Consider the following 21,152-nt stretch of genomic DNA (forward strand, 5'->3'; position numbering starts at 1 on the left):
CGCCGAGACCTAGAAGGTATCGTCGCTGATCCTCACACCATAGCTGCTCCCCAGCAGTTTCGATCTCGACTTGTCGTCGCTCAACTTCCTGACGAATAAGCTCGTCCCACTCATCGCCTGAAAACTTACGTCCTGCTTCAGAGTAGACATCAGCAAATTTCTGAGCACCAGCAGCGTCCGTTGGTATCAACAGCGGACAGACTCGGGATATAGCCATGAAGCGAGATGCTGCTCGAGCTGTTTGATAGACACTCTCCTCTGCAGTCGCGGCCACGCTCAAGACAAGTGCCGCGCTTACAAAAAGAGCGAAGGTTGAAATCATCAGCTCGCACCGTCCGCTTTTAGGTGAACTTTCGCCGTCAGGTGCTCGGTGAGGATCATTTCTGTTCGCGATCCCGTCGAAGCTTACCGAGCACAACGATTGAGGCCAGCGCAGCAGCCGTTGTACCATTCCTGAGAGCGATAGCCGAGTCATCGGGAAGCAGAATGAGCTACGCGCCAATCCCTGCGGCACCGACGATAGAGAAGATCTCGATCAGGAGCTGATGGCGCTCGTTCATTCAGGCGGTGCGTTCAGCGTCTCGTTAGTGCCATGGCAAGCATGCCTACGCCTGCGCTCGCAGCTAGTCCGGAGACCAACACCAATCCAGTGGCGTTCTCGACATCTTCGAACCGAAGAAGCGCGACTGCCATCGTCAACACGGCTGCAGTGGCGATAACGACCCACGGGACGAACGGAAGTTGCACTCTGGCGTCCCTCTAATACGCAATGCCCTCTGCCATGCTGCTCGATGACAATGCCAGGAGCTTAGTGCTTCAATAAGCTTTCGAAGCTGTCCTCGGGTCCAAGTCGGTCTGAGAACCGCGCGAGCCTACTCAGGCTGGGCTCCGTAAGGCCGCCCGAGTTTGCATAAGCGGCTAGCGCAAAGCTCACCAGAAGCTCTGCTTCCTCATGTGTCACAGCGCGACCGCTGAGCACGCTAGCGGCTCCTCGCACGGCGTGAACCGCTTCTTGAAACGCACGGTCGCCCTTCATTTCCTCAAGACGTGACGGCACCACTTACTCCAAGCTCAGCTTCTCTCTATCCCGACGTCAACTCGCGATGTCGCTGTTGTGGTCCTTCGCTCCAGCCAAGCAGCGCTTGACCCCGCAGCACCATCAAGCTGCCATTTAGCATTGGCGTCGGGGGATGCGGACGGACCCAACTGACTTCTGGTCGCCCCTCGGCTTGAAATGCTCGCCAAGCATCAAGATATTGACCCTGCCTTTCTTAGCCGCTTGCTCAGGCCACCTCCGTCTCGTCGGACGAAATCAAAGCCCTCGTGTTGTCAGCCGACCGAAAAGCCCTGCGGGCTGTGAGGCTGCAACGCCGGATGGCGTTCTCAAGAAATGGCCTTACCTCTGCATTGAGGTCCAAGCGCTGTCTGCATCAGACCGTCTAAAGAACTGCTTCCCGCGCGCATCATCATCGTCAGCCGCAAGGACGCCAGCCAACACGCGTTCGGGCGTCGTATAGACAATCCGGAACTTCTTCGGCATCGGACCACAGCCGATGCAGACCGCATAATCCCACCGCTTCCAGATGCGGGTGTTGTGTTCGTCTACCCCGCGCTGTCGAACCTGAGCCACCTCAATTAAACGCCTAACTTCCGCGGCTTTCTCATCACTCGTTGCCCCGTGGATCTCGGACTGAGCGGGACGAGGCTGGGGCTTTCCCTGCGCCAGAACGGGTGAGGCATGTGCGCAAAGCGCGATGACCAATGACGCGACAATGCGCATACGAGGCTCCTGAGATTTCAGTGAGCACTCCCCTCGATGCGTTAACTACGCCGTGCTTTGCGGGAAAGTTTCAGCCTCAGGAAGGCGCGTTCACACTACCGAGCGCATGAAAAAGCCCCGCGCGGCTGATGCCAGCGGAGCTAAGTCCATCTTTGATAAGGAGTAGTGCGTCACACCACGGCGCGCACCCAGTATATTTGCGATGGCAGTGGCAATGCGAAAAAACCACCGCGGCATGAGAGCCGTCCGGGTGACGCTGTTCGATCTAGGTTGGGTCTTAGCGACCACCGCCGCCGGCACTGCTGTTCGGAAGAGCCTGCTCAGGCTTGCTGGAGTTGCCGCCAACAGCAGAGTTGGTCGTCACGGTATCGGCGCCGGTCGCACCATGGGACACGGCGATGTTGCTATCGCCGCCGGTGCTGTTCGGCTCGCTCTGGATGACCGTACCGGTGGTCCCGGATTGACGCGGGGGAGTGCCCTGAGAGAGGGCCGGCGCGGCGGCAAACAAGGCGGCACCGATGAGGATGAGGTTTTTCACAGAGGCACTTTCACTTGGCCGGCCAGCGGGTCGATGCCGGATACGTAGCCCCTGATAAGCTCCCTCCAAACCAATGGTTGCCAAAGATCCGCACCGCGTGCCACGGCGATCAAATACGAAAGAACCCCGCCACGGCGAACCGGGCGAGGCTGAAGTGAGATCCTCGAGGGATGCGGAAAAACAACTTCCGAACTCCGATTCATAGTGGTGACACGCCGGCTCAGACCGTCGCCATTAGAATCGAACCGCTTGCTCTGGGGCCATCATCAAGCCATCGCGCTTGCTTGTGAGGTCAGCATGCAGGCGCCGCAGTACAAGCTGCGCCTCCTTCTCATCGCCTTGCGCTGCGCGTGCCTGATCCTCAGCCTGCTGTGCTCGTTCTTCAGCAAGTCGGGCTCGAACTTCAGCACGATCGGCACGCAGCACTGCGATGGCAGCGCTTGTCGCGGCCACCTCCGCCCGTAGATCGGCTTTCTTAACTCGCGCAGTGGTGGTCTGTATCACCGATTGCGATTGCTGAATGATCGCCCTGGCGCGGTCCCGCTCGCTGCGGAGTTTCGCCCCAACGTCGCGGATCAGCTGGAAGGCACAAAGCCAACTGGGGAGAGGTGCATCAGGGTCATCGAGGAAGTCGTTCTGATCGCCGAAGAGCCAAACGACCCTAGGAGGCTTCGACGGTAATGCAGGAACATCTGGCGTCGCAGCAGCCGAGCCCAGCTTCGTGAGGTGACTGGTGCCGCGCGCGGGTGCAGCCTCGTCGAAGGGATCAAGTTGGCCGACCGTTGGAGAGAAGAGGGCGTAGGCCATCAGGCGACCTGCTTTGTGTCCTGCTCAATCGTGAATTCGGTGGCGATCGTTTCATAGACCTGCGTCAGCCATTCCTCGGCGATCCGCGCTCGCTCTTCAGCCGCATTTACCCGCTCCTCGGCCGCCTTCAGCAGTGCCTCGCTGCGTGCCTGCGTCTCGGCCACGCGTGCGTCGGCGGCGCGCACGCGTTCAGCGGCTGCCTTGACGTCTTCGCGCGCACAATTGAGCAGCTGCTGGACACGCAGTTCCTGTTCTTGTGACTGAGCCTCGACCTCGCGCGCGCGAGTTGACGCGTCTCGGATGCGGTCGATGAGCTTTGACCAGTCCTGAACAGGAGATTTGCGGGCGGGCGGGGCAACACCTTCAAGATCATCGAAGGAGCCAATCAGCCGCAGGACAGAAGTCAGACTGCCGTCTGAAGCTGTGTCCTTAGCAGAGGTACCCGACGCCTGAGCCTGCACGGAAGGCAAGTCCCAGCGAATTCGTTTGGCTGAACTCATGGCAGGGTTGACCTCTGGGCTGTCCGGGTGGTGTGGCATTCCTTGCGGAAGAGTTAACGGGATTGGTTAACGACTGGTTAACAAGAACTCTCGTCGGAGGACTAAAGTCCATAGCTCCGTCGCTGAACCAAATTTGGCTGACTTTGACCGTTGCATATTAAATGACGAAAAGCCCGCGCGGCGAGTATGCGGGGGGACCCTGTCGCCCTAAGTCGGGGAGACAAGTGAAGGCGTTAAGGTGGTGTCCTGATGGATGTCAAGACGCTCGAGCATCCACAGCCGTTAAAAACAGACTAGCTTTGTAAGCTATAGTGCCCCCCCCTACGGTTGTCGAGAGCATCAACACTAATGATTGGATCTTGGACAATAAAATAATTGCCTACTACATAGCATATAGTATAACATATATCAGTGCCGTTTCGCTTCTGCCAAGAGGCAAGATTTGCCTTGCCGGTAACGCCAAATACCTTTCCTTCTTGAGGAACTGATCAATATCACTGTCATGGTTCTGGGCGGCGCCGATCGGACAAACGAGATCAGAAAAATAAACATTTGCCATTACCGCTGTATTGATTTTAAGCTTCGCCGTATCCAACTATCCTCGGTAGGCACGATTGTTGCTCCAGATCTCCGGTCGCGGGAGATCGTCATGGACAAGCTTGCTCAACGTCAACGCTGGACGCAGCTCTTGCTGGGGCTCATCGTCATGATGACGATCTCAAGCCCCCAATACGTCTGGACACTGTTCGTCAAACCCTTCCAGACGTCCACCGGCGCCTCGCTTGCCGCGGTGCAGGTCACTTTCACGCTGGTGATCGTGCTCCAGACCTTCTTCTCGCCGGTCCAGGGCTGGCTGATCGAACGGTTCAGCGCAAAGCTGATGATCGCCATCGGTGCCGCCTTGAGTGGACTTGGCTGGATCGCGGCCTCCTACGCCGAGAGCCTAATGGCTCTCTATGCCACCTACGGCATCCTTTGCGGGCTCGGCACCGGGATCGTCTATGTCGGTATCGTCGGACTGATGGTGCGCTGGTTCCCTGATCGCCGGGGCTTTGCCGTGGGCGTGGTCGCTGCCGGCTACGGCATGGGTGCCATGATCACCACGTTCCCGATCACCGATCTGATCGCGGCTACCGATTTCCGCCATACGCTCCTTGTCTTTGGTTGCATCCTTGGGGCCGTCGGCACATTGGCGGCGTTTGGTCTACGCGCGCCGGAGGCCCAGGAAGTGCCGGCGCTGCCGGAAGCCCGGATCCTCTCCACCGCCCACGACACGGCCCCGAAGGCGATGCTGCGCACGCCCCTGTTCTGGTTGATGTTCTGCATGATGGCGATGATGTCCACCGGCGGCTTGATGGTGGTTGCAAACTTCGCCAGCTTCGCCCACGAGTTCGGCGTCGCCGACGCTCTCGTCTTCGGCTTCGCAGCGCTTCCCTTCGCACTCACCTTCGACCGCATCACCAACGGTCTGACTCGACCCTTCTTCGGCTGGGTCTCGGACAATATCGGTCGTGAGCAGACGATGGCGATCGCGTTTGCTGGCGAGGCGGCCGCGATCTGCCTGCTGCTCTACTACCGCCAGAATGCCTACGCCTTCGCGCTGCTGTCAGGTGTGGTGTTCTTCGCTTGGGGAGAGATCTTTTCGCTGTTTCCTTCGATCCTGACGGATACCTTCGGGACCAAGCATGCCACCACGAATTACGGCTTCCTGTACATGGCGCAGGGGATCGGCTCGGTGCTGGGTGGTCCGATCGCGGCCCTGATCCACGACGCGGCGGGCAACTGGGTGCCGGTCTTCTCGATCGCGATCGGCCTCGACCTGCTAACGGCGATCCTCGCCTACTTCGTGCTGAAGCCGATGCGGGGGAATTGGCTCGAAGGCATAAAGACGGCTGCTACAGACCCTCTAGGAGGAGGCTCACGCAGAGCGTTGGCCTGAGCTTTGGCAAAGGATAGATGCCGACAAGTTTGAGGTGACAAAGATGTCTGAACCCGACGACTATCTCGTTCTAGCCCGGGCTAAGCTCAACTTCGCCCGAAAGTGCCCAGGCGGCCGCCTCTGGGATAACGGCTGTGCTCAAGATGAGGCTGTAACTCGTCTATCAAGCAAGGATCTTTACCTGACCGACGAGGAGCGAGCCGAATTCCTAGAGCAAGCTCGTTATGAGCTTCGCAACGAGCCAGCACCCTGATCGACATGCAAAGTTTATCTGCGTCTGCGACCCTGCACTGGGTGAGTCTCGAACACTTTTGTCCGCATAAGACGGAGCGGTAGAAATCATGCCTTACGGCCAAACGAGAGTGCTCGATGTCCGAGCGGAACGCTCAGGAGCAGGGTCATGGTCCTGGGCGATTTTCTGTGGCGAGGAGAAGTCTCTCATCACTCGGTCGCAGCCTGAGTATCCAGACAGAGATGCCGCGCTCAGGGGAGGCTGTGCGGCGGCCATAGTTGTGCGCCGCAACCTTGAACGCGCCCAGGCGCACAGAACTGGAACAGGTGCGCCTAGGGGTGTGCCGGCCGGCCAGCGGTAGAGTCCAAGGCATTGCCAGATATCTCCGCCGAGGCGATCACCGTCTCCAGGAGAACTTCACAGGCTCATCGAACGGGATCACGCAACCTCCCCCGTGAACCGCTTCTCTGACCATGAACATGCGGGCGGCCGGGCGACGTTGTCAGCAGGCACGCCGTTACCAAGCTTCGCAAGATCGCGACGTGATGCCTTGCAGCCGCTCTATGCATCGGCGTCATCAAGGCGCCGGCGCACGTTGCTAGCCTGAGACCGAGGACTTGCGAGATTTCGTGCCCCGGTGCGAGGACTGCTTGGATGGCATTGCCGATGGCGAGACATCGGCCTCTGGGATAGGAGTGTCCAGCAAAGTGGCGATGAGGCCTGATACCTGTTCGGCGGCAGCGCGCACGGGATCGCGAGCGAGATGCGCGTAGCGCTGCGTGGTCTTCGGATCGCGGTGCCCCAGAATTGATCCAAGCAGCAGGAGGCTGTTGCCCGACGAGGCGCTCGTCGCCCCGAAAGAGTGCCGCAGGTCGTGCAGACGAATGTCAACGAGCCCCGCACGCTCGCGCACCTGCTCCCAGACCCTGCCCAGACCAGCAAACGGGCGACCTTCGATTCTTCCGGGAAACACGTACGGATTGCCAGCTAGTCGTGGGAGACCAGCAAGGAAGGCGATCACGGTTTCGCCGATCGGCACGCTCTTCGCACCCGACTTACTCGTCGGTAGCCGCAGGTAGCCGTGCTCGGCGTCGATCTGGCGCCACTGCAGGTTCATCACCTCGGACTTGCGCATGCCAGTCAACAGGAGGAGACGAAGCGCGTTGGCCGCGGAGGGGTTCAATGCCTCTGCCTGCAGCTTCGGGGGCCGCCCCGTCCGCTCAGCGGCGGTCCAGGCAGCCATTCCCTCCTCGTAGCTGCGCCACGCAGCTTCGCTCGCGGCCAGCACGGCGCCGAACCGCGCTAGCTCAGGCTGCGACAGGTAGCGCTCGTTGCGGCGGTCCTTGAAGCGCTGCACGCCTTGAACCGGGTTGTCCGGCCGGAGCTTGCGGCGTACGGCGAAGGTGAAGATGCCGCCCAGCAAGCCAACTGTGCGAGTGGCGGCACCACGCCCACCCTCGACAATGGCGCGCCCATGCTGGCCAGTCTTTTCGTCGAGCGCTGTCTTGCCGGCGGCGACGTCGTGCAGGAAGCGCTCGATATCATCAGATGTCACGGCGCGGACGCGCTTCTTGCCGAGCAGGGGCTTGATGTGGCGCAGAATGCGGCTCTCGTCAGTGAGGAGCGTTGATGGCTTCTTCGGCTCGTCAAATTTGGTGAGCACTTCTCCGCGCCGCGCCGCCTCAAGGTAGAGGTCGCACAACTCCGTCACTGTTAGATCGGCGCGGGCTTTATCGCGTTTAGCTTCCTCGGGATCGGTCCCATGACGAGCCTGCGCGAGAAGCCGCAGCGCTTCGTTGCGCGCGGTGTCTGGCGTCCATGGCGAGCCGTGCTTGCCGATCGTGTGCCAGCGCTGATGACCATCGAAAAGATACTTCAACGCGTAGCTCTTCGAGCCGTCGGCGTTCACGCGCAGCCCAAAGCCCTTGAGGTCGGTATCCCAAAGCGTGTAGCGTTCCGCCCGCGGCTTGGCCGCCTTAATCGTCTGTAAAGTCAGCTTACATGCCATCACATGCTCGGGCTACAACAGGGCTACAGCGCGTGATGATACCGCTGACGGGCAGTGACGGGAAGAGGCGACCTAACCCATTGATTTTACGTAGATCAGCGGAGCTCTGTCACTCCATGTCGGATTAAGTTCTTGCCCTCCGAAGGCAAAGGTCACACGTTCGAATCGTGTCGGGTGCGCCAATCGTCAAAGCGCATGGGCAGCCATGTCTTGCATCTGGTGCTGGCGGCGATTGTCCTGATCGCGCTCCAGTTCCTCCCGTCCAGCGCGAGCGCCCATAGCGGACATGACCGTGAGGGGCATGCCCATGGCCGGCACGTCGCTCACCATGAGATGACGCTGGTCCAGTCGGTCGATCCCGCGGCCTCACGAACCGAGACGGCTTCGTCGGGTCCTTCGGCCGGGATGGCGGTGATGGCTCCGTCCCATGGCGAGCCTTGCGCACTCAACTGCCTCGCCTGCGCCGGAGGCGGCACGGCGTGCTGTGGGGCGGTGATGATCCTGCCCTCCGCACCGGGCCTGCCGCGGCGCGCAAGCCTCCCCGTCGCTGTCGCGGCACGGGATGTTCCGACGCCCACCGGCATCGGCCCCAAGGCACTGCACGAGCCGCCGAAACCCAACGCCTGACGATTTGCGCGCCGTTCGCGGCGCGCGAGAGACGGAGCCGGCCTGCATCCGCGGCCGAGCCTCCGATCCATCGTTGGCTCTGGGACAATTTTCCACCATGTCGATCCGACTCTTCGCCGCCGCGGCATTGGCCGCCGCCGCCATCGCGTGGCCGGCCCGTGCCCATGAGGGGCACGATCACGGCGCCGCCCCGCCACCCGTCTCGACATCGATCGCGCCGCGCGGCGAGGCGGCCTCCGACCTGTTCGAGCTCGTCGCCGTCGCCGACGGCGACCGCCTCGTCCTCCATCTCGATCGCTTCGGCACCAACGAGCCGGTGCCCGGCGCCACGCTCACCGTCGAGACGCCGGACGGCCCGGCGGTGGCTGAATCCACGGGGCTCGGCGGCTACACGCTGGCGGCGCCCTGGCTCGTCGGCGGCGGCCATCACGACCTCATCGTCACGGTGGCCGACGGCGCCAGCGTCGACGTGCTCACCCTCGACCTCGACACGCCGGCACCGGCGCTGCCGCCCCTGGCCGTGCCAAATCCGGCCGCGCGGATTCAGGCACTGGCCGCCGATCTCGGCCTGCGCCTCGCCCGGATGGACCCCATCCTCGTCGCGGCCAGCGCCGGGAGCTTCCTCCTCGGCCTCCTGGCGATGCGGCTGGCGCGCAGCCGCCGCGGCTCCGCCGCGGTCGCGGTGCTGGCGCTCGCCATCGTGGTGCTCACCGGCTCGTCGGCCATCGCGCATGGCGACGACGGCGCCAAGCCCGTGCAGGGCGCCGCCCTCGTCGCTCCCCCGCGCGGAGCCGGCGGCGACCTCGCCCAGCGCCTGTCCGACGGAGCCGTGTTCGTGCCGAAGCCGACCCAGCGGCTCCTCGTCCTGCGCACCGAGACGACCCATCAGGCGACCTACCGGCGCACCCTGGAATTGCCGGGCCGGATCATTCCCGACCCCAATGCCAGCGGCATCGTGCAGTCTTCGGTCGGCGGCCGCCTCGGTCCGCCGGCCTCGGGGCTGTTTCCCCGCCTCGGCACGCCGGTGCGCAAGGGCGACGTGCTCGCCACGGTGACGCCGCCGATCCAGGCGGTGGACGTCTCCGACATGCGCCAAACCCAAGGCGAGATCGACCAGCAGCTCGCGATCGTGGCGCGCCGGGTCGAGCGCTTCACGCGCCTCGCCACCAGCGGTGCCGTGGCCCAGACCCAGCTCGACGACGCGCTCGCCGAGCTGAGGGGCCTCAAGGAGCGCCGCGCCTCCCTCGATCTCATCCGGCGCGAGCCCGAGACCCTGGTCGCGCCCGTGGACGGGGTCGTCGCGCAGGCCGCCGCGGTGTCGGGCCAATTGGCGTCCCCCGGCACGGTCCTGTTCCAGATCGTCGATCCGCGCCGCCTCTGGGTCGAGGCGCTGAGCTTCGACACATTGGCGGCCGCCCAGGATGCCAGCGCCCGGCTCGCCGACGGGCGCAGCCTCGCGCTTGGTTATCAGGGTTCCGGGCTCGTGGACCGCAACCAGGCCGTCCCGGTCCAGTTCGCGGTCACGGGCGACACGGCCGGCGTCCGGATCGGGCAGTTCGTCACCGTGCTCGCCGCCACCGACACCGCCCGCGAGGGGCTGGCGCTGCCGCGCTCGGCCGTCGTGCGCACGGCCAACGGCCAGGACGTCGTCTACGAGCACGTCTCGGCCGAGCGCTTCGTGGCGCGGCCGGTCCGGGTCGAGCCGCTCGACGGCGCCCGCATCCTCGTCGCCGAGGGCGTCGGGCCGGGCCGGCGCGTGGTCACGCAGGGCGCCGAACTGCTCGATCAGGTGCGCTGAGCGATGTTCGCGTTCCTCGTCGCGCAGTCGCTGCGCAACCGCTTGCTCGTGCTCGCCATCGCGGGCGTGCTCGTCCTCTACGGGGCCTTCACGGTCACGACGCTCCCCGTCGACGTCTTCCCCGACCTCAACCGGCCCACCGTCACGATCATGACCGAGGCCGAAGGGCTGGCGCCACCGGAGGTGGAACAGCTCGTCACCTACCCGATCGAGACCCGCATGAACGGGTTGCCCGGCGTCTCGCGGGTGCGCTCGGTCTCCGGCGTCGGGCTCTCGGTAGTGTATGTCGAGTTCGCCTGGGGCACGGAGGTCTACCGCAACCGACAGCAGGTGGCCGAGCGCCTCAGCCTCGTGCGGGATCAGCTGCCCCTCGGGGCCAGCCCACAGATGGGGCCGGTCTCCTCGATCATGGGCCAGATCCTGCTCGTTGCCATGACGAGCGAGACCGCCTCGCCGATGGAGGTGCGCGAGGCCGCCGACTTCGTGCTGCGCCCGCGCCTCCTCACCATCCCGGGCGTCGCCCAGGTCATCCCGATCGGCGGCGAGGTCCGCCAGTTCAGGGTCGCGCCCAATCTCGCCGCCATGCGGGCGCTCGGCATCACCATCGCGCAGGTCGAGACGGCCCTGACGCGGTTCGGCACCAATGCCGGCGGCGGCTTCACCGACCAATATGCCCGCGAATACCTGATCCGGAACATCGGCCGTACCCTGAGCCTCGACGACCTCAGGAGCCTCGTCGTGGCGACCGTCGGCGAGGCGCCCGTGACCCTGCGCCAGGTCGCCGAAGTCGGATTCTCCGCCAAGGTGAAGCGCGGCGACGGGGGCTACGGGGGGAAGCCGGCGGTGATCGTCTCGGTGGAGAAGCAGCCCGATATCGACAGCGTGACGCTCACGGCCGAGATCGAGCGGGCGCTGAGGCAAGTCACCGCCACCCTGCCCGGCGGCATCAAGGCCGACCAGATCCTGTTCCGTCAGGCGACCTTCATCGACCGCTCCATCGCCAACGTCACGACCGTGCTCGTCGAGGCGATCGCGGTGGTGGCCATCGTGCTGTTCGCGTTCCTCCTCAACGTCCGCACCACGGCGATCTCGCTCACCGCGATCCCGGTCTCGATCCTGGCCACCGCCGTGGTGTTCCACTTCGCCGGCCTGTCGATCAACACGATGACGCTCGGGGGCCTCGCCATCGCCATCGGCGAGCTCGTCGACGACGCGGTGGTGGACGTGGAGAACATCTTCCGCCGTCTCGGCGAGAACCGCGCCGCGGGCTCCCCGCGCTCGACCTTCGACGTGGTGGTCTCGGCCTCCAACGAGGTGCGCTCGGGGATCGTCTACGCGACGATGATCATCGTGCTCGTGTTCGTGCCGCTCTTTGCCCTATCGGGCATCGAGGGCCGGCTCTTCGCGCCGCTCGGCCAAGCCTACATCATCTCGATCCTGGCGAGCCTGGCCGTCTCCGTCACCCTGACCCCGGTACTGGCCTATTACCTGCTGCCGGGGCTCAAGGATCTGGGAGGGCACGACAGTGCCCTGATCCGCCGGCTGAAGGCCGCCAACGCGGCCCTCCTGGACGTCGCGTTCCGGCACCAGCGGCTCCTGATCGCCGGCGTCCTGCTGGCCGTCACCGCCGCCGGCATCGCCGCCTGGACCCTGCCTCGCGCCTTCCTGCCGCCGTTCAACGAGGGCTCGTTCACCGTCACCGCGACCTTCAACCCCGGCATCTCGCTCGCCGAGAGCAGCCGCGTCGGCGGGATCGCCGAGGGGCTGCTGCTCGCGATCCCCGAGGTCAAGGCGGTCGGCCGGCGCACCGGCCGGGCCGAGCTCGACGAGCACGCCGAGGGCGTACATTCCTCCGACCTCGAAGTGGAATTGAAGGATGGCGGCCGGGGCAAGGACGCCCTCGTCGCCGAGATCCGCCGACGCCTCGCCGTGCTGCCGCTCTCGGTCAATGTCGGCCAGCCGATCTCGCACCGGCTCGACCACATGCTGTCGGGTGTGCGCGCCGAACTCGCCCTCAAGGTCTTCGGCGAGGATCTCGACGCCCTGCGGCGCGTCGCCGAGGATCTTCGCGGCCGGATCGAGACGATCCCCGGCCTCGCCGACCTGCAGGTCGAGAAGCAGGTCCGCATCCCGCAGCTCGAAGTGCGGGTCGACTACACCCGCGCCGCCCTCTACGGCGTGCAGCCCGCCGCCGTCGTCGAGCAGATGAGCCGGCTCTCGAACGGTCGCATCGTCTCGACGGTGGTCGACGGATACCGCCGCTTCGACGTCGTCCTGCGCCTGTCGGAGGGCCAGCGCACGACGCAGGGCCTGGGCGACCTCCTCATCGAGACGCCGTCCGGCTGGGTGCCGGCCCGGCAGATCGCCGACATCCGCGAGACCGACGGCCCCAACCAGATTCTTCGCGAGAATGCCCGTCGGCGCATCGTGGTCCAGGCCAATACCGACGGGACCAGCGACACGGCCACGATCGTGGCCGCGATCCGCGCGGCGATCGCGGACGCGAAGCTCCCGCCGGGGATCTCGGCCAGCCTCGAAGGGACGTTCCAGGCCCAGGAAGAGGCGAGCCGCACCATCGCGCTGCTGTCGTGCCTTTCCCTCGCCCTGGTCTTCGCCCTCCTCTACAGCCGCTACCGCTCGGGCGTGCTGGCGCTGATCATCATGGGCACCATCCCGCTCGCCCTGGTCGGGGCCGTCTTCGCGTTGTGGCTCACCGGGCAGCCGCTCTCGGTGGCCTCGATGATCGGCTTCATCACGCTCACCGGCATCGTCGCCCGCAACGGCATCCTCAAGGTCAGCCACACGCTCAACATGTCCCTCCACAAGGGCGTGCCGTTCGGACGCGACCTCGTGGTGCGGGGCAGCCTGGAGCGGCTGACGCCGGTGCTGATGACGGCGTTGTCGGCGGGCGTCGCCCTCGTGCCCCTCCTCGTCGATGCGGGCGCACCGGGCAAGGAGATCCTGCACCCCGTCGCGGTGACGATCTTCGGCGGCCTCGTCAGCGCGACGCTCCTCGACATGGTGCTCACCCCGGTGCTGTTCCTGCGCTTCGGCGCCGAGCCCCTCGAGCGCCTGCGCGCCGCGCAGGACGAGACCTCGCCGACGGGCGGCGCACGCCCGGCGGACGCGTTCTGAACCCCAGCTTTCACGAGAAGGACCCCAGCCTTGATCCTGTCGAAGCTCGTCATCGCAGCTGGCCTGCTCACGGCCGTGCCCGCCCTCGCCCAGCACGCGCCGGGGCACCACGGCACCGGGCCGAACGGAGGGAGGATCGAGGAAGGCGGCGGATACCACCTCGAACTGGTGGCGAAGGATCGGCGCCTCGACGTGTACCTCACCGACGAGGCGCAGAAGGCCATACCCTCGGCCGGCTACAAGGCGACCGCGATCCTCGTCGTCGTCGGCAAGCCGGCCCGCATCACCCTCGAACCCGGCGAGGGCAACCGCCTGTCGGGCAGCGCCGACGGCCCCGTCGCGGCCGACGCCAAGGGCGCCGTGCGGCTGACGCGGCCCGACGGCAAGACGGCGAGCATTTCCTTCCACTGATTCGATCCGCACCGACCGGGAGCCGACCATGACACCCACGATCCCGACCCGCACGATCCCGACCCGCACGATCCCGACCCGCACGATCCTGACCCTCGCGGCCCTCCTCTCCGCCACCGTCCTCGCGGGATCCGCCGCCGCGCAGGAGATGCATCACGGCCATCCCGGGATGAAGACCGCCACGATGGGCGATGCACCCTCGACCAGGGCCTTCAAGGCGGCCGATGCGGCCATGATGCGGGACATGGCGGTGCCCTATTCCGGCGATGCCGACATCGATTTCCGCACCCACATGATCCCGCATCACCAGGGCGCCGTCGCCATGGCCAAGGTCGCGCTCGCCCACGCCAAGGACCCCGAGACCAAGGCGATGGCGCAAGCGATCATCGACGATCAGGAGAAGGAGATCGGCCAGATGAAGGCCTGGCTGCAGGCCAGGGGCCGATAGGGACTCGGCGAACGACAGGTCCGATTCCCGCCCGCCGGCCCTTGAGCTTGGTTTCGTCAGGGGGCAGGAACGGCGAGAGGCAGGAACGGCGGGGTCACGCCGCGGACGGGAGCGAACGATCGATGCAGGCCGCCGCCTTTCTCGCTGCCGCCGCCCGACTGCCGATCGGCGATCTCGACGCCATCGTGGGGACCGGCGGCCTCGTGGTGGTGGCGCCGCACGCCGACGACGAGAGCCTGGGCTGCGGCGGCCTGATCGCCGAGGCCGCCGCGCAGGGCCGCGACGTCCGCGTGGTGATCGTCAGCGACGGCTGCGGCTCGCACACCCATTCGAAGGCCTACCCGCCGGACCGCCTGCGCGCGCTTCGCGAGAGTGAGGCGGGGGATGCGGTCGCGATCCTCGGGCTGCGCCGCGAGGCGTTGAGCTTCCTGCGCCTGCCCGATGCCGGCGTTCCGAGTACGGGTCCCGGGGCCCAGGCCGCCGCCGCGGCCATCGCCGCCCTGGCGCGGGAATGCGGGGCCGGAGCCGTCTGCGTCACCTGGGGCCACGATCCGCATTGCGACCACACGGCGGCAGCGGCGATCGCGGCCCTCGCCCATCGGGACCTGCCGGACGTCCGCCTCTACGCCTACCCGGTCTGGGGCTGGACCCTGCCCGTGGACCAGGAGGTCGGGGAGGCGCCGACGGGATTCCGCCTCGACGTGAGCGCCCATGTCGAGGCCAAGCGGCGGGCGATCCTGGCGCATCGCTCGCAGACCAGCGACCTTATCGCCGACGATCCCACCGGCTTTCGCCTCGCACCCGAGATGATCGGGCACTTCACCGGGCGCTACGAGATCTTCATCGCACTGACGCCGGAGCGCGCGGCGTGAGCGCCACCGTCATCACCCTGAACAAGGGCCGCGACGCTCATCTCGCGCGGCTGCTCGAAGGCCTGTCGCGCGGGGCCCATCCGGCGGAGTGCATCGTGGTGGAGATGGGACCTGAGCCGGCGCCGCTGCCGGATCATGGCTTTCCCATCCGCCGCATCGTCATGGCGAGCGAGGGCCTGCCGCTCGCGCGGGCGCGCAATGCCGGCGGGCGGGCGGCGCGGACCGGGCACCTCGTCTTCCTTGATGTCGATTGCATCCCCTCCGCCGACCTCGTCGCCGGCCTCGACGCGGATCTGGCTCAAGCCGACGGGCTCGTCTGCTGCGAGGTCCATTACCTCCCGGCGCTCGCGGTGAGCGACGGCTGGAGCGAGGCGGGGTTGCGGGCGTCTGGCGTTCCTCATCCGGTTCGGAGTTTCCCCGAGACGGGTCTCGCGCGAACCGACAATCCCGGACTGTTCTGGTCCCTGGCCTTCGGCGTGCGCGCCGCGACCTTCGACCGGCTCGGCGGCTTCGACGAGAGCTTCGACGGCTACGGCGCCGAGGACACCGACCTCGCCTTCCGGGCGGATGCGGCCGGCGTGCCGATCCTGTTCAGCGGGAGCGGGAGCGCCTTCCACCAGTACCACCAGGCCTACGACCCGCCGCTGCAGCACTTTTCCGACATCGTGCGCAACGCGCGCCGCTTCCATGCCCGCCACGGCCTCTGGCCGATGGATGGATGGCTCGACGCCTTCGCCAGGATGGGCCTTTCGACGCCGCCGGGGACGGACATCGCCGTCCTGCGCCAGCCGACCGCGGACGAGATCGCGGCGGCGCGGCTGCCCGGCGACCGGCCATTCTGACGGCAGGATCGTCCACACACAGAGGAAGACGTCGGTCGTCGTCAGGTGAATACGATACGACGGTTCAGGCCGGCGCCGACCTGCCGGCGACTGCAACCCGAAGGTGTCGTTCGCCGAACATGGACTACTCCGAAATTTCCAAGGCACCGATCAAGTCGAGCCGTTCGACTAGGCCGAATTTTTTAGCTTGACCGCTCGTTTGTCATCCGAGGAATTTTGCGAGACATCAATGAAGGTGATAGTATCTAGTCGTCCTTAGGAAGCAGGAGGCTGAGATGCCATGGAGATATCCGCATCCTAGTTTTCACGGTCGTGGGCATACTGCCCTTGGGTGGTGGCTATTCGTCATCAAGGGACAAGGGCCACTCGCCGCGGCGCTGGCGTTGAACGTCCTGTGGTTCGCTATACTCGCCTGGAGCGCGAACCTCGTCGTCAACGGGTTGAGATAGACCCTTCGATCCGCGCCATCGCCGAACGCACCGTGCCGCGATGCCGTCGCCGTTGCGACTTGGGCCTGTCGCAGCGCTTTTCGTGGTCCCGGTGACACGGGCTGCCGGCGCCGCAAGCCATTCCTTCCGTTCGTTCGAGGATTCCATCGAAGTGTAACTGACGCGGGGGACATCCCATGGCCTATGCGAGCATCATGGTCGGACTGGACCTGGGAGACGGTTCGCGAGAGCGAACCAGGCTGGCCGCGCAACTCGCGGAGCGCTTCCAGGCCCGCCTCATCGGCGTCGCGTCGAGGGAACCCGATTACGTGCGCGGCTACGACGAAAGCTCCGCTTACGGCGCGGCGACCCTGAACGACATCCGGGATGCCGCCCTGGCCGATATCGCGGACATCGAGCAGGCCTTCCGCGCAGTGGCAGGGACCGGCAGGCTCGTCGAATGGCGGTCCGACCTCCAGGATCCGGAGATCTTCATGGCGGAACAATCGCGTGCCGCCGATCTCATCGTCCTGGGCCGGCGCGGAGGCGAGGACTTCAGCGATCCTCGCTTCGCCCTCAACGCCGGCAGGGCCCTGATGGGTCTCGGCCGGCCCGTCATGGTGGTGCCGACCGGAGTCGATCACCTCCCGCTCCGGCGTGTCGTGGTCGCCTGGAAGAACACCCTTCAGACACGCCGCGCCCTCTCGGACGCGATGCCGCTGCTGAAGCTCGCCCAGGAGGTGCAGGTCGTCAGGATCGCGGTAGCCGAGAATGCCGACCAGGATCGGGAGGACTTGGACGACGTGGTCAGGTTCCTCGAACTCCACGGCGTGAACGCCGAATCCTTCCGAAAAGCGCAGAACGGCGCCAGCGTCGCACTAGCCCTACAAGGGGTGGCGAAAACCTTCGACGCCGATCTGATCGTCAGCGGCGCCTACGGGCATACCCGCATCCGCGAATGGTTCTTCGGCGGGGTCACCCGTGCCCTGCTCGATCACTGCCCGATCTGTTGCCTCATGTCGCATTGAACGCGAACGAACCGATCCGACGACGGATATCAGGAGCGCCCGGTGACAACTCTCCTTCAGACCAAGCTGCTCGCGCGCGTCGCCCGGGAACACAACCTCGCGACGAAGCACTACCGATCTGCCTTCGAATGCTACGCGATCGGCAAGAGATCGACCGCCGACAAGGAGAGGCGCCTAGCCCGGCACCATGTGCTCAAGGCGAGGTCTCTGGAACATGACCTCATCCCGGGCATCCACTTCGATGACGACGTCAAGGTCTGCGCTCAGCCCACCGGGCGGCCCATGTCCTGAGATCGATCCCTCACGTGAGCCGGTCCACCAATGTCCTGATCTCGTCGGCGGTGCGACGGACGGAATCCGGATCGACCAGCCCGGCGATGCGTGCGGGATCGAGGGCGAGGCCTGCCCGGATCACGCCGGGCCATGCCTCTGCTCCAGGCCAGGCCTCGCACAGGATCGCCGCGCCGAGGGCGTCGAGACGACGGGCCTTGGCAACCTGCTCTTCGAAGGGACGCGGCTCGGGGATGCAGACGAAGCGCTTGGCGCCCGCCGCCACCGCCGCCACGACGCCGTCGCCGCCGGTGCCCACGACCAGGGAGGCCGCGGCGAGGCGGGGGCCGATCTCGGTCACCCAGCCGTGCAGGTGGAGGTTGGGAGGCAACGCAGCCTCGCCATGGACGGGGCCGAGGACATGCCAGTCGCGGTCCGGGACGGCGGCGGCGGCGGCCGCAAGGTCGTGGCATGAGCCGCCCTCGCCGCCGCTGCCGTAGATCACGAGGATCGAGCCGTCTTCTTCCCGTCCTCGACGCGATTCGAGACCCAGAAAACCGGCATGGAACGTTTTGGCACGCACCCAGCCCGGCGTGCCCTCGCTCTCGAGTTCGGCCGGAAACGGCGCCAGCAACCGCTCGGCGGAGCGGAAGGCTTCGAGATGGGGGATGTCAGTGCGGGTGCCGGCGAGCCGCACCACCACGGTCGGGACCGAGAGAAGGCGGGCGAACAACGCCACCTCCACCGAGACGTCGACGATCATCAGGACGGGATCGGCCTCCGCGATCCAGGCCGCGATCCGCGCCATCCGTGTGCGGACCGCCGGCGCGCGGAGCGGCACGTAGTGGAAGGCGTGGGGCCGGTCGGATTCTCCGTCCAGTCCTTCGAAATCCTGCCCGTCACCGCCCGCGAGGCGGTCGTCGGGCAGCGGGACGCAGGGATGGCGGGTCGCTCCGGTGTCGATCCCATCCAGGGTCCCGATCAGGGTCACCGGCCGGTCGAGGGCGTCGGCGAGGAGGTTCGCCCTCTGCCAATGGCCGGCGCCCTGGTGGTGGACGTAGTAGCCGATCGGCCGAGTCTTCACGGGGACCGGCTCACGCGGATCTGGCCTCGGCCGGAGCCTGAAGGGCCGACAGCAGGCTCTCGATGCCCGCCAGAGCGAGGTCGAGGGGCACCGGCATGGTTTCGGGAAGCCCGGCATCGCCCAGACGGGCTTCCAGGCGTTCCACGAGGGCGATGTCGTTGGGGCAGGTCGCGACTTCCGCCGCCGCCAGATCCTCGGCCGATAGGCCGAGGGCGAGGAGAGCGGCCGCGGGATTGCCCGTGGACCAGGCCCGGCGCCACGAGAGGCGGCGCTCGACGAGGGCCTGCCAGTGGCTCGCCGGGGGTAGGCAATAGGCCTCGCCGTGGGTCATGACGCGGGTGCGCCGTGTCATCTCGGTGGCCATGCCGCCCTCGACGCGCCCGGTTCGGCGCGCCGAGACGGTGATCGCGATATCCGGGCAGTGACGGACGCGGCCGCCGTGCCGGCGCACCATCGACACGAGGGCGTTGTCCTCGCCGCAGGGGAGCGGCGGCAGGCCTCCGACGGCGCGGTAGAGATCGGCCCGCAGGGCGAGGCTCGAGGCGACGTGGTCGCCGTGGCGCGGGGCCGGGTCGTGCGGCGGCGGGTCGATGGCGTCCTCGATCCGCCGGACGCCGGCCCAGTACTGCTCGATGCGCGCATGCAGCGCGACCAGACCAGCATCGTCGGTCTGCCCGGCCTCGTCGATCACGAGGCGGCCGCCGACGATCTCGACCTTGTCCAGCGCGCGCAGGTTGGCGATCGCCCAGTTCGGCGGCGCGACCGCATCGGCGTCGGTGCTGAGGAGGACGCCGTCGACGACGCCGTCGGCCTCGAGCCAGGCGGCGCCGGCATCGAGCGCCATCCGGCGGGCCGTGCCGACATGGGCGACCTCGCGGGCGAGGCTCGCCTGCGTGAGGCGCAGGTCGAGATTCGCGAGCTCGCCGTCCCGGCCCATACGCTCGACCCGGGCGATCATGTCGTCGGTCGAGTTGTTGGCCAGGACGAGCACGCGCAGGCGGGCATGGCGATTGGCGCCGCGCTGTCGGTCGAGGGAGCGCAGAAGACGGGGCAGCACCTCGGCCTCGTTGCGGGCCGGTACGCAGACGACGGCCCGCGACAGGGGGGGCGAGAGGGTGGGACCAGGGTTACGCATCGTCGAACAGCTCGGCAGGAAGGCCGCCCTCGGCACAGGCGGGACGCGATGCCTTTCCGACGCGCAGGGTCGCGAAGCGAAGGATCTCGGCCCGGTATAGAGCCTCGTAGCGGTCGGTCATGGTGTTGGCATCGAACAGGTGCTCGGCCCGGCGTCGGCAGGCATGGCGGTCGAGCTCGACCGCGACCCGGATCGCGCGGCCGAGGCCTTCGACGTCGTCGGCCAGCGCCAGTGCGCCGCAGGACCCATCGAGGATGTCGGGGATGGCGCCGCGGGAGAAGGCCGCCACGGGCGTGCCGCAGGCGATGGCCTCGGCCACGACCAGCCCGAAGGGCTCCTCCCAGCGCGGCGTGCAGATCGCCACATGTGCCTCGCCCACCCGCTGCGCCAGCTCCCGGTGGGAGAGGTGGCCGAGATAGGTCACGTCGGGGCCGAGCCGCGGCAGGATCTCCTCGCTCCAATAGGCGGCATTGCTGACCGGCCCGGCGAAGACCAGCGGCAAGCCCGCGGCGCGGGCGGCGTCGATGGCGAGGTGCGGCCCCTTCTCGGGAACGAGCCGCCCGGTCCAGATGGCGTGGCGCTGGCCCGAGGCCTTGGGCTGGTAGGCGAAGGCGTCGAGGTCGATGCCGTTGCCGATCAGCCGCGTCTCCCGCAGGAACGGCTTCCATTCCTCGGCGAGGGATTCCGAGACCACCGCGAAGGGCATGTCGTCGGCCCGCGCCTTGACGCCCCGCACGAAGGGCTCGAAGGGCGGCGTGTGCAGCGCCGTCACCATGGGCACGCGCAGCTCCGGTGCGCGCAGGAGCGGAAGTGGATGGAGGCTGTTGTTGTGGACGAGGTCGAAGCCGCCCCGGGCGACGGCGTCCATGATCGCCGCGTAGGCCGCATGCTCCTGCGCGTCGATCCGCGCCTCGGAGACGTCGTCAAGAGCGATGCCGGTGGGCGGACACACCGCCTCGACGCGGCATGTGGCCTGGGACCCCTTCGATGCGAACAGGGTGACGGCATGCCCCCGTGCCTGCAGCGCGCAGGCGAGGAAATGCGTGTGCATCTCGAGTCCACCGGAGAAAGGCTGGGCGATGGGATACTTCAGATGGGCGATAACGGCGATCTTCACGGCACACCCGGCATGAGGGCTCCCATTCCCGACTCGTCCCAGCGGCGAGCGCGGGACGAGAGGACGATACGCAAGAACACAGTGCGGGATCGCGCGGAAACAGCAGAGGTTGATCCGGCTGTGGACCGGACATCGCGCAAGGGATCGAAAAGG

18 protein-coding genes are annotated in these 21,152 nt (G+C 66.4%); 10 read left to right on the plus strand and 8 right to left on the minus strand.

All coding sequences use genetic code 11. From position 1 onward, the window contains the following. From ACFE7U_RS09190 to ACFE7U_RS09205, 4 genes are all read right to left on the minus strand, one after another. A partial coding sequence (locus ACFE7U_RS09190) for a hypothetical protein (protein WP_375409418.1) occupies positions 1-322 on the minus strand: 322 nt, incomplete at its 3' end. A gap of 1,735 nt (positions 323-2,057) precedes the next feature. After that, positions 2,058-2,318 (minus strand): hypothetical protein, encoded by a 261-nt coding sequence (locus ACFE7U_RS09195; protein ID WP_375409419.1) that lies wholly within the window; start codon positions 2,316-2,318, stop codon positions 2,058-2,060. Positions 2,319-2,552: 234 nt separating this feature from the next. After that, a complete protein-coding gene (locus tag ACFE7U_RS09200) occupies positions 2,553-3,125 on the minus strand; it encodes a hypothetical protein (protein WP_375409420.1) in 573 nt (190 codons plus the stop codon). Then, on the minus strand, positions 3,125-3,625 hold the full coding sequence (locus ACFE7U_RS09205; protein ID WP_375409421.1) for a hypothetical protein: 501 nt from the start codon (positions 3,623-3,625) through the stop codon (positions 3,125-3,127). The genes ACFE7U_RS09200 and ACFE7U_RS09205 overlap by 1 nt, the downstream gene beginning before the upstream one ends. A 649-nt stretch (positions 3,626-4,274) precedes the next feature. Here ACFE7U_RS09205 and oxlT point away from each other — a divergent pair. Further along, positions 4,275-5,564: an oxalate/formate MFS antiporter gene (gene oxlT, locus ACFE7U_RS09210; RefSeq protein ID WP_375409443.1), complete on the plus strand. Its 1,290-nt coding sequence runs from the start codon at positions 4,275-4,277 to the stop codon at positions 5,562-5,564. An 830-nt stretch (positions 5,565-6,394) separates the two neighbouring features. On the opposite strand, the gene ACFE7U_RS09215 is transcribed toward oxlT, so the two are convergent. Continuing rightward, positions 6,395-7,804, minus strand: a complete 1,410-nt coding sequence (locus tag ACFE7U_RS09215; protein ID WP_375409422.1) for a tyrosine-type recombinase/integrase — start codon at positions 7,802-7,804, stop codon at positions 6,395-6,397. Between the two features lie 195 nt (positions 7,805-7,999). On the opposite strand from ACFE7U_RS09215, the gene ACFE7U_RS09220 reads away from it, so the two are divergent. From ACFE7U_RS09220 to ACFE7U_RS09260, 9 genes are all read left to right on the plus strand, one after another. Continuing rightward, entirely contained in the window at positions 8,000-8,431 is a 432-nt protein-coding gene (locus ACFE7U_RS09220) for a hypothetical protein (RefSeq protein WP_375409423.1), read from the plus strand. A gap of 97 nt (positions 8,432-8,528) precedes the next feature. Next, on the plus strand, positions 8,529-10,229 hold the full coding sequence (locus ACFE7U_RS09225) for an efflux RND transporter periplasmic adaptor subunit (RefSeq protein ID WP_375409424.1): 1,701 nt from the start codon (positions 8,529-8,531) through the stop codon (positions 10,227-10,229). 3 nt (positions 10,230-10,232) lie between these two features. After that, positions 10,233-13,364, plus strand: a complete 3,132-nt coding sequence (locus ACFE7U_RS09230; protein WP_375409425.1) for an efflux RND transporter permease subunit — start codon at positions 10,233-10,235, stop codon at positions 13,362-13,364. Between the two features lie 30 nt (positions 13,365-13,394). Then, complete coding sequence (locus ACFE7U_RS09235; RefSeq protein ID WP_375409426.1) at positions 13,395-13,775, plus strand: hypothetical protein; 381 nt, start codon at positions 13,395-13,397, stop codon at positions 13,773-13,775. Positions 13,776-13,803: 28 nt separating this feature from the next. After that, positions 13,804-14,223 (plus strand): DUF305 domain-containing protein, encoded by a 420-nt coding sequence (locus tag ACFE7U_RS09240; RefSeq protein WP_375409427.1) that lies wholly within the window; start codon positions 13,804-13,806, stop codon positions 14,221-14,223. A gap of 122 nt (positions 14,224-14,345) precedes the next feature. Further along, positions 14,346-15,095: a PIG-L deacetylase family protein gene (locus ACFE7U_RS09245; RefSeq protein ID WP_375409428.1), complete on the plus strand. Its 750-nt coding sequence runs from the start codon at positions 14,346-14,348 to the stop codon at positions 15,093-15,095. Beyond that, positions 15,092-15,937, plus strand: coding sequence for a glycosyltransferase family 2 protein (locus ACFE7U_RS09250; RefSeq protein ID WP_375409429.1), 846 nt, complete (start codon positions 15,092-15,094; stop codon positions 15,935-15,937). The genes ACFE7U_RS09245 and ACFE7U_RS09250 overlap by 4 nt, the downstream gene beginning before the upstream one ends. Before the next feature lie 625 nt (positions 15,938-16,562). After that, a complete protein-coding gene (locus ACFE7U_RS09255; protein ID WP_375409430.1) occupies positions 16,563-17,393 on the plus strand; it encodes a universal stress protein in 831 nt (276 codons plus the stop codon). A 42-nt stretch (positions 17,394-17,435) separates the two neighbouring features. Next, the gene (locus ACFE7U_RS09260) at positions 17,436-17,684 is read left to right on the plus strand and encodes a hypothetical protein (protein WP_375409431.1); all 249 of its coding nucleotides are present in this window, start codon (positions 17,436-17,438) and stop codon (positions 17,682-17,684) included. A gap of 10 nt (positions 17,685-17,694) precedes the next feature. Here ACFE7U_RS09260 and ACFE7U_RS09265 read toward each other — a convergent pair whose 3' ends face one another. From ACFE7U_RS09265 to ACFE7U_RS09275, 3 genes are read right to left on the minus strand one after another with little or no spacing between them, the layout of a single operon-like run. Further along, positions 17,695-18,747, minus strand: a complete 1,053-nt coding sequence (locus ACFE7U_RS09265) for a glycosyltransferase (protein WP_375409432.1) — start codon at positions 18,745-18,747, stop codon at positions 17,695-17,697. A 10-nt stretch (positions 18,748-18,757) separates the two neighbouring features. Next, entirely contained in the window at positions 18,758-19,882 is a 1,125-nt protein-coding gene (locus ACFE7U_RS09270) for a glycosyltransferase (protein ID WP_375409433.1), read from the minus strand. Further along, entirely contained in the window at positions 19,875-20,999 is a 1,125-nt protein-coding gene (locus tag ACFE7U_RS09275) for a glycosyltransferase family 4 protein (RefSeq protein ID WP_375409434.1), read from the minus strand. Before ACFE7U_RS09275 ends, ACFE7U_RS09270 begins: the two co-directional genes overlap by 8 nt. Positions 21,000-21,152: the final 153 nt, after the last annotated feature.

Source organism: uncultured Methylobacterium sp. (assembly GCF_964251405.1).
Taxonomy (GTDB): Bacteria; Pseudomonadota; Alphaproteobacteria; order Rhizobiales; family Beijerinckiaceae; genus Methylobacterium.

Excerpts from the sequence above, each read along its gene's own strand:
- ACFE7U_RS09200 (WP_375409420.1), bottom strand. The coding sequence starts at position 3,125 with ATGGCCTACGCCCTCTTCTCTCCAACGGTCGGCCAACTTGATCCCTTC.
- ACFE7U_RS09205 (WP_375409421.1), bottom strand. The coding sequence starts at position 3,625 with ATGAGTTCAGCCAAACGAATTCGCTGGGACTTGCCTTCCGTGCAGGCT.
- oxlT (WP_375409443.1), top strand. The coding sequence starts at position 4,275 with ATGGACAAGCTTGCTCAACGTCAACGCTGGACGCAGCTCTTGCTGGGG.
- ACFE7U_RS09215 (WP_375409422.1), bottom strand. The coding sequence starts at position 7,804 with ATGGCATGTAAGCTGACTTTACAGACGATTAAGGCGGCCAAGCCGCGG.
- ACFE7U_RS09220 (WP_375409423.1), top strand. The coding sequence starts at position 8,000 with ATGGGCAGCCATGTCTTGCATCTGGTGCTGGCGGCGATTGTCCTGATC.
- ACFE7U_RS09225 (WP_375409424.1), top strand. The coding sequence starts at position 8,529 with ATGTCGATCCGACTCTTCGCCGCCGCGGCATTGGCCGCCGCCGCCATC.
- ACFE7U_RS09230 (WP_375409425.1), top strand. The coding sequence starts at position 10,233 with ATGTTCGCGTTCCTCGTCGCGCAGTCGCTGCGCAACCGCTTGCTCGTG.
- ACFE7U_RS09240 (WP_375409427.1), top strand. The coding sequence starts at position 13,804 with ATGACACCCACGATCCCGACCCGCACGATCCCGACCCGCACGATCCCG.
- ACFE7U_RS09245 (WP_375409428.1), top strand. The coding sequence starts at position 14,346 with ATGCAGGCCGCCGCCTTTCTCGCTGCCGCCGCCCGACTGCCGATCGGC.
- ACFE7U_RS09255 (WP_375409430.1), top strand. The coding sequence starts at position 16,563 with ATGGCCTATGCGAGCATCATGGTCGGACTGGACCTGGGAGACGGTTCG.
- ACFE7U_RS09270 (WP_375409433.1), bottom strand. The coding sequence starts at position 19,882 with ATGCGTAACCCTGGTCCCACCCTCTCGCCCCCCCTGTCGCGGGCCGTC.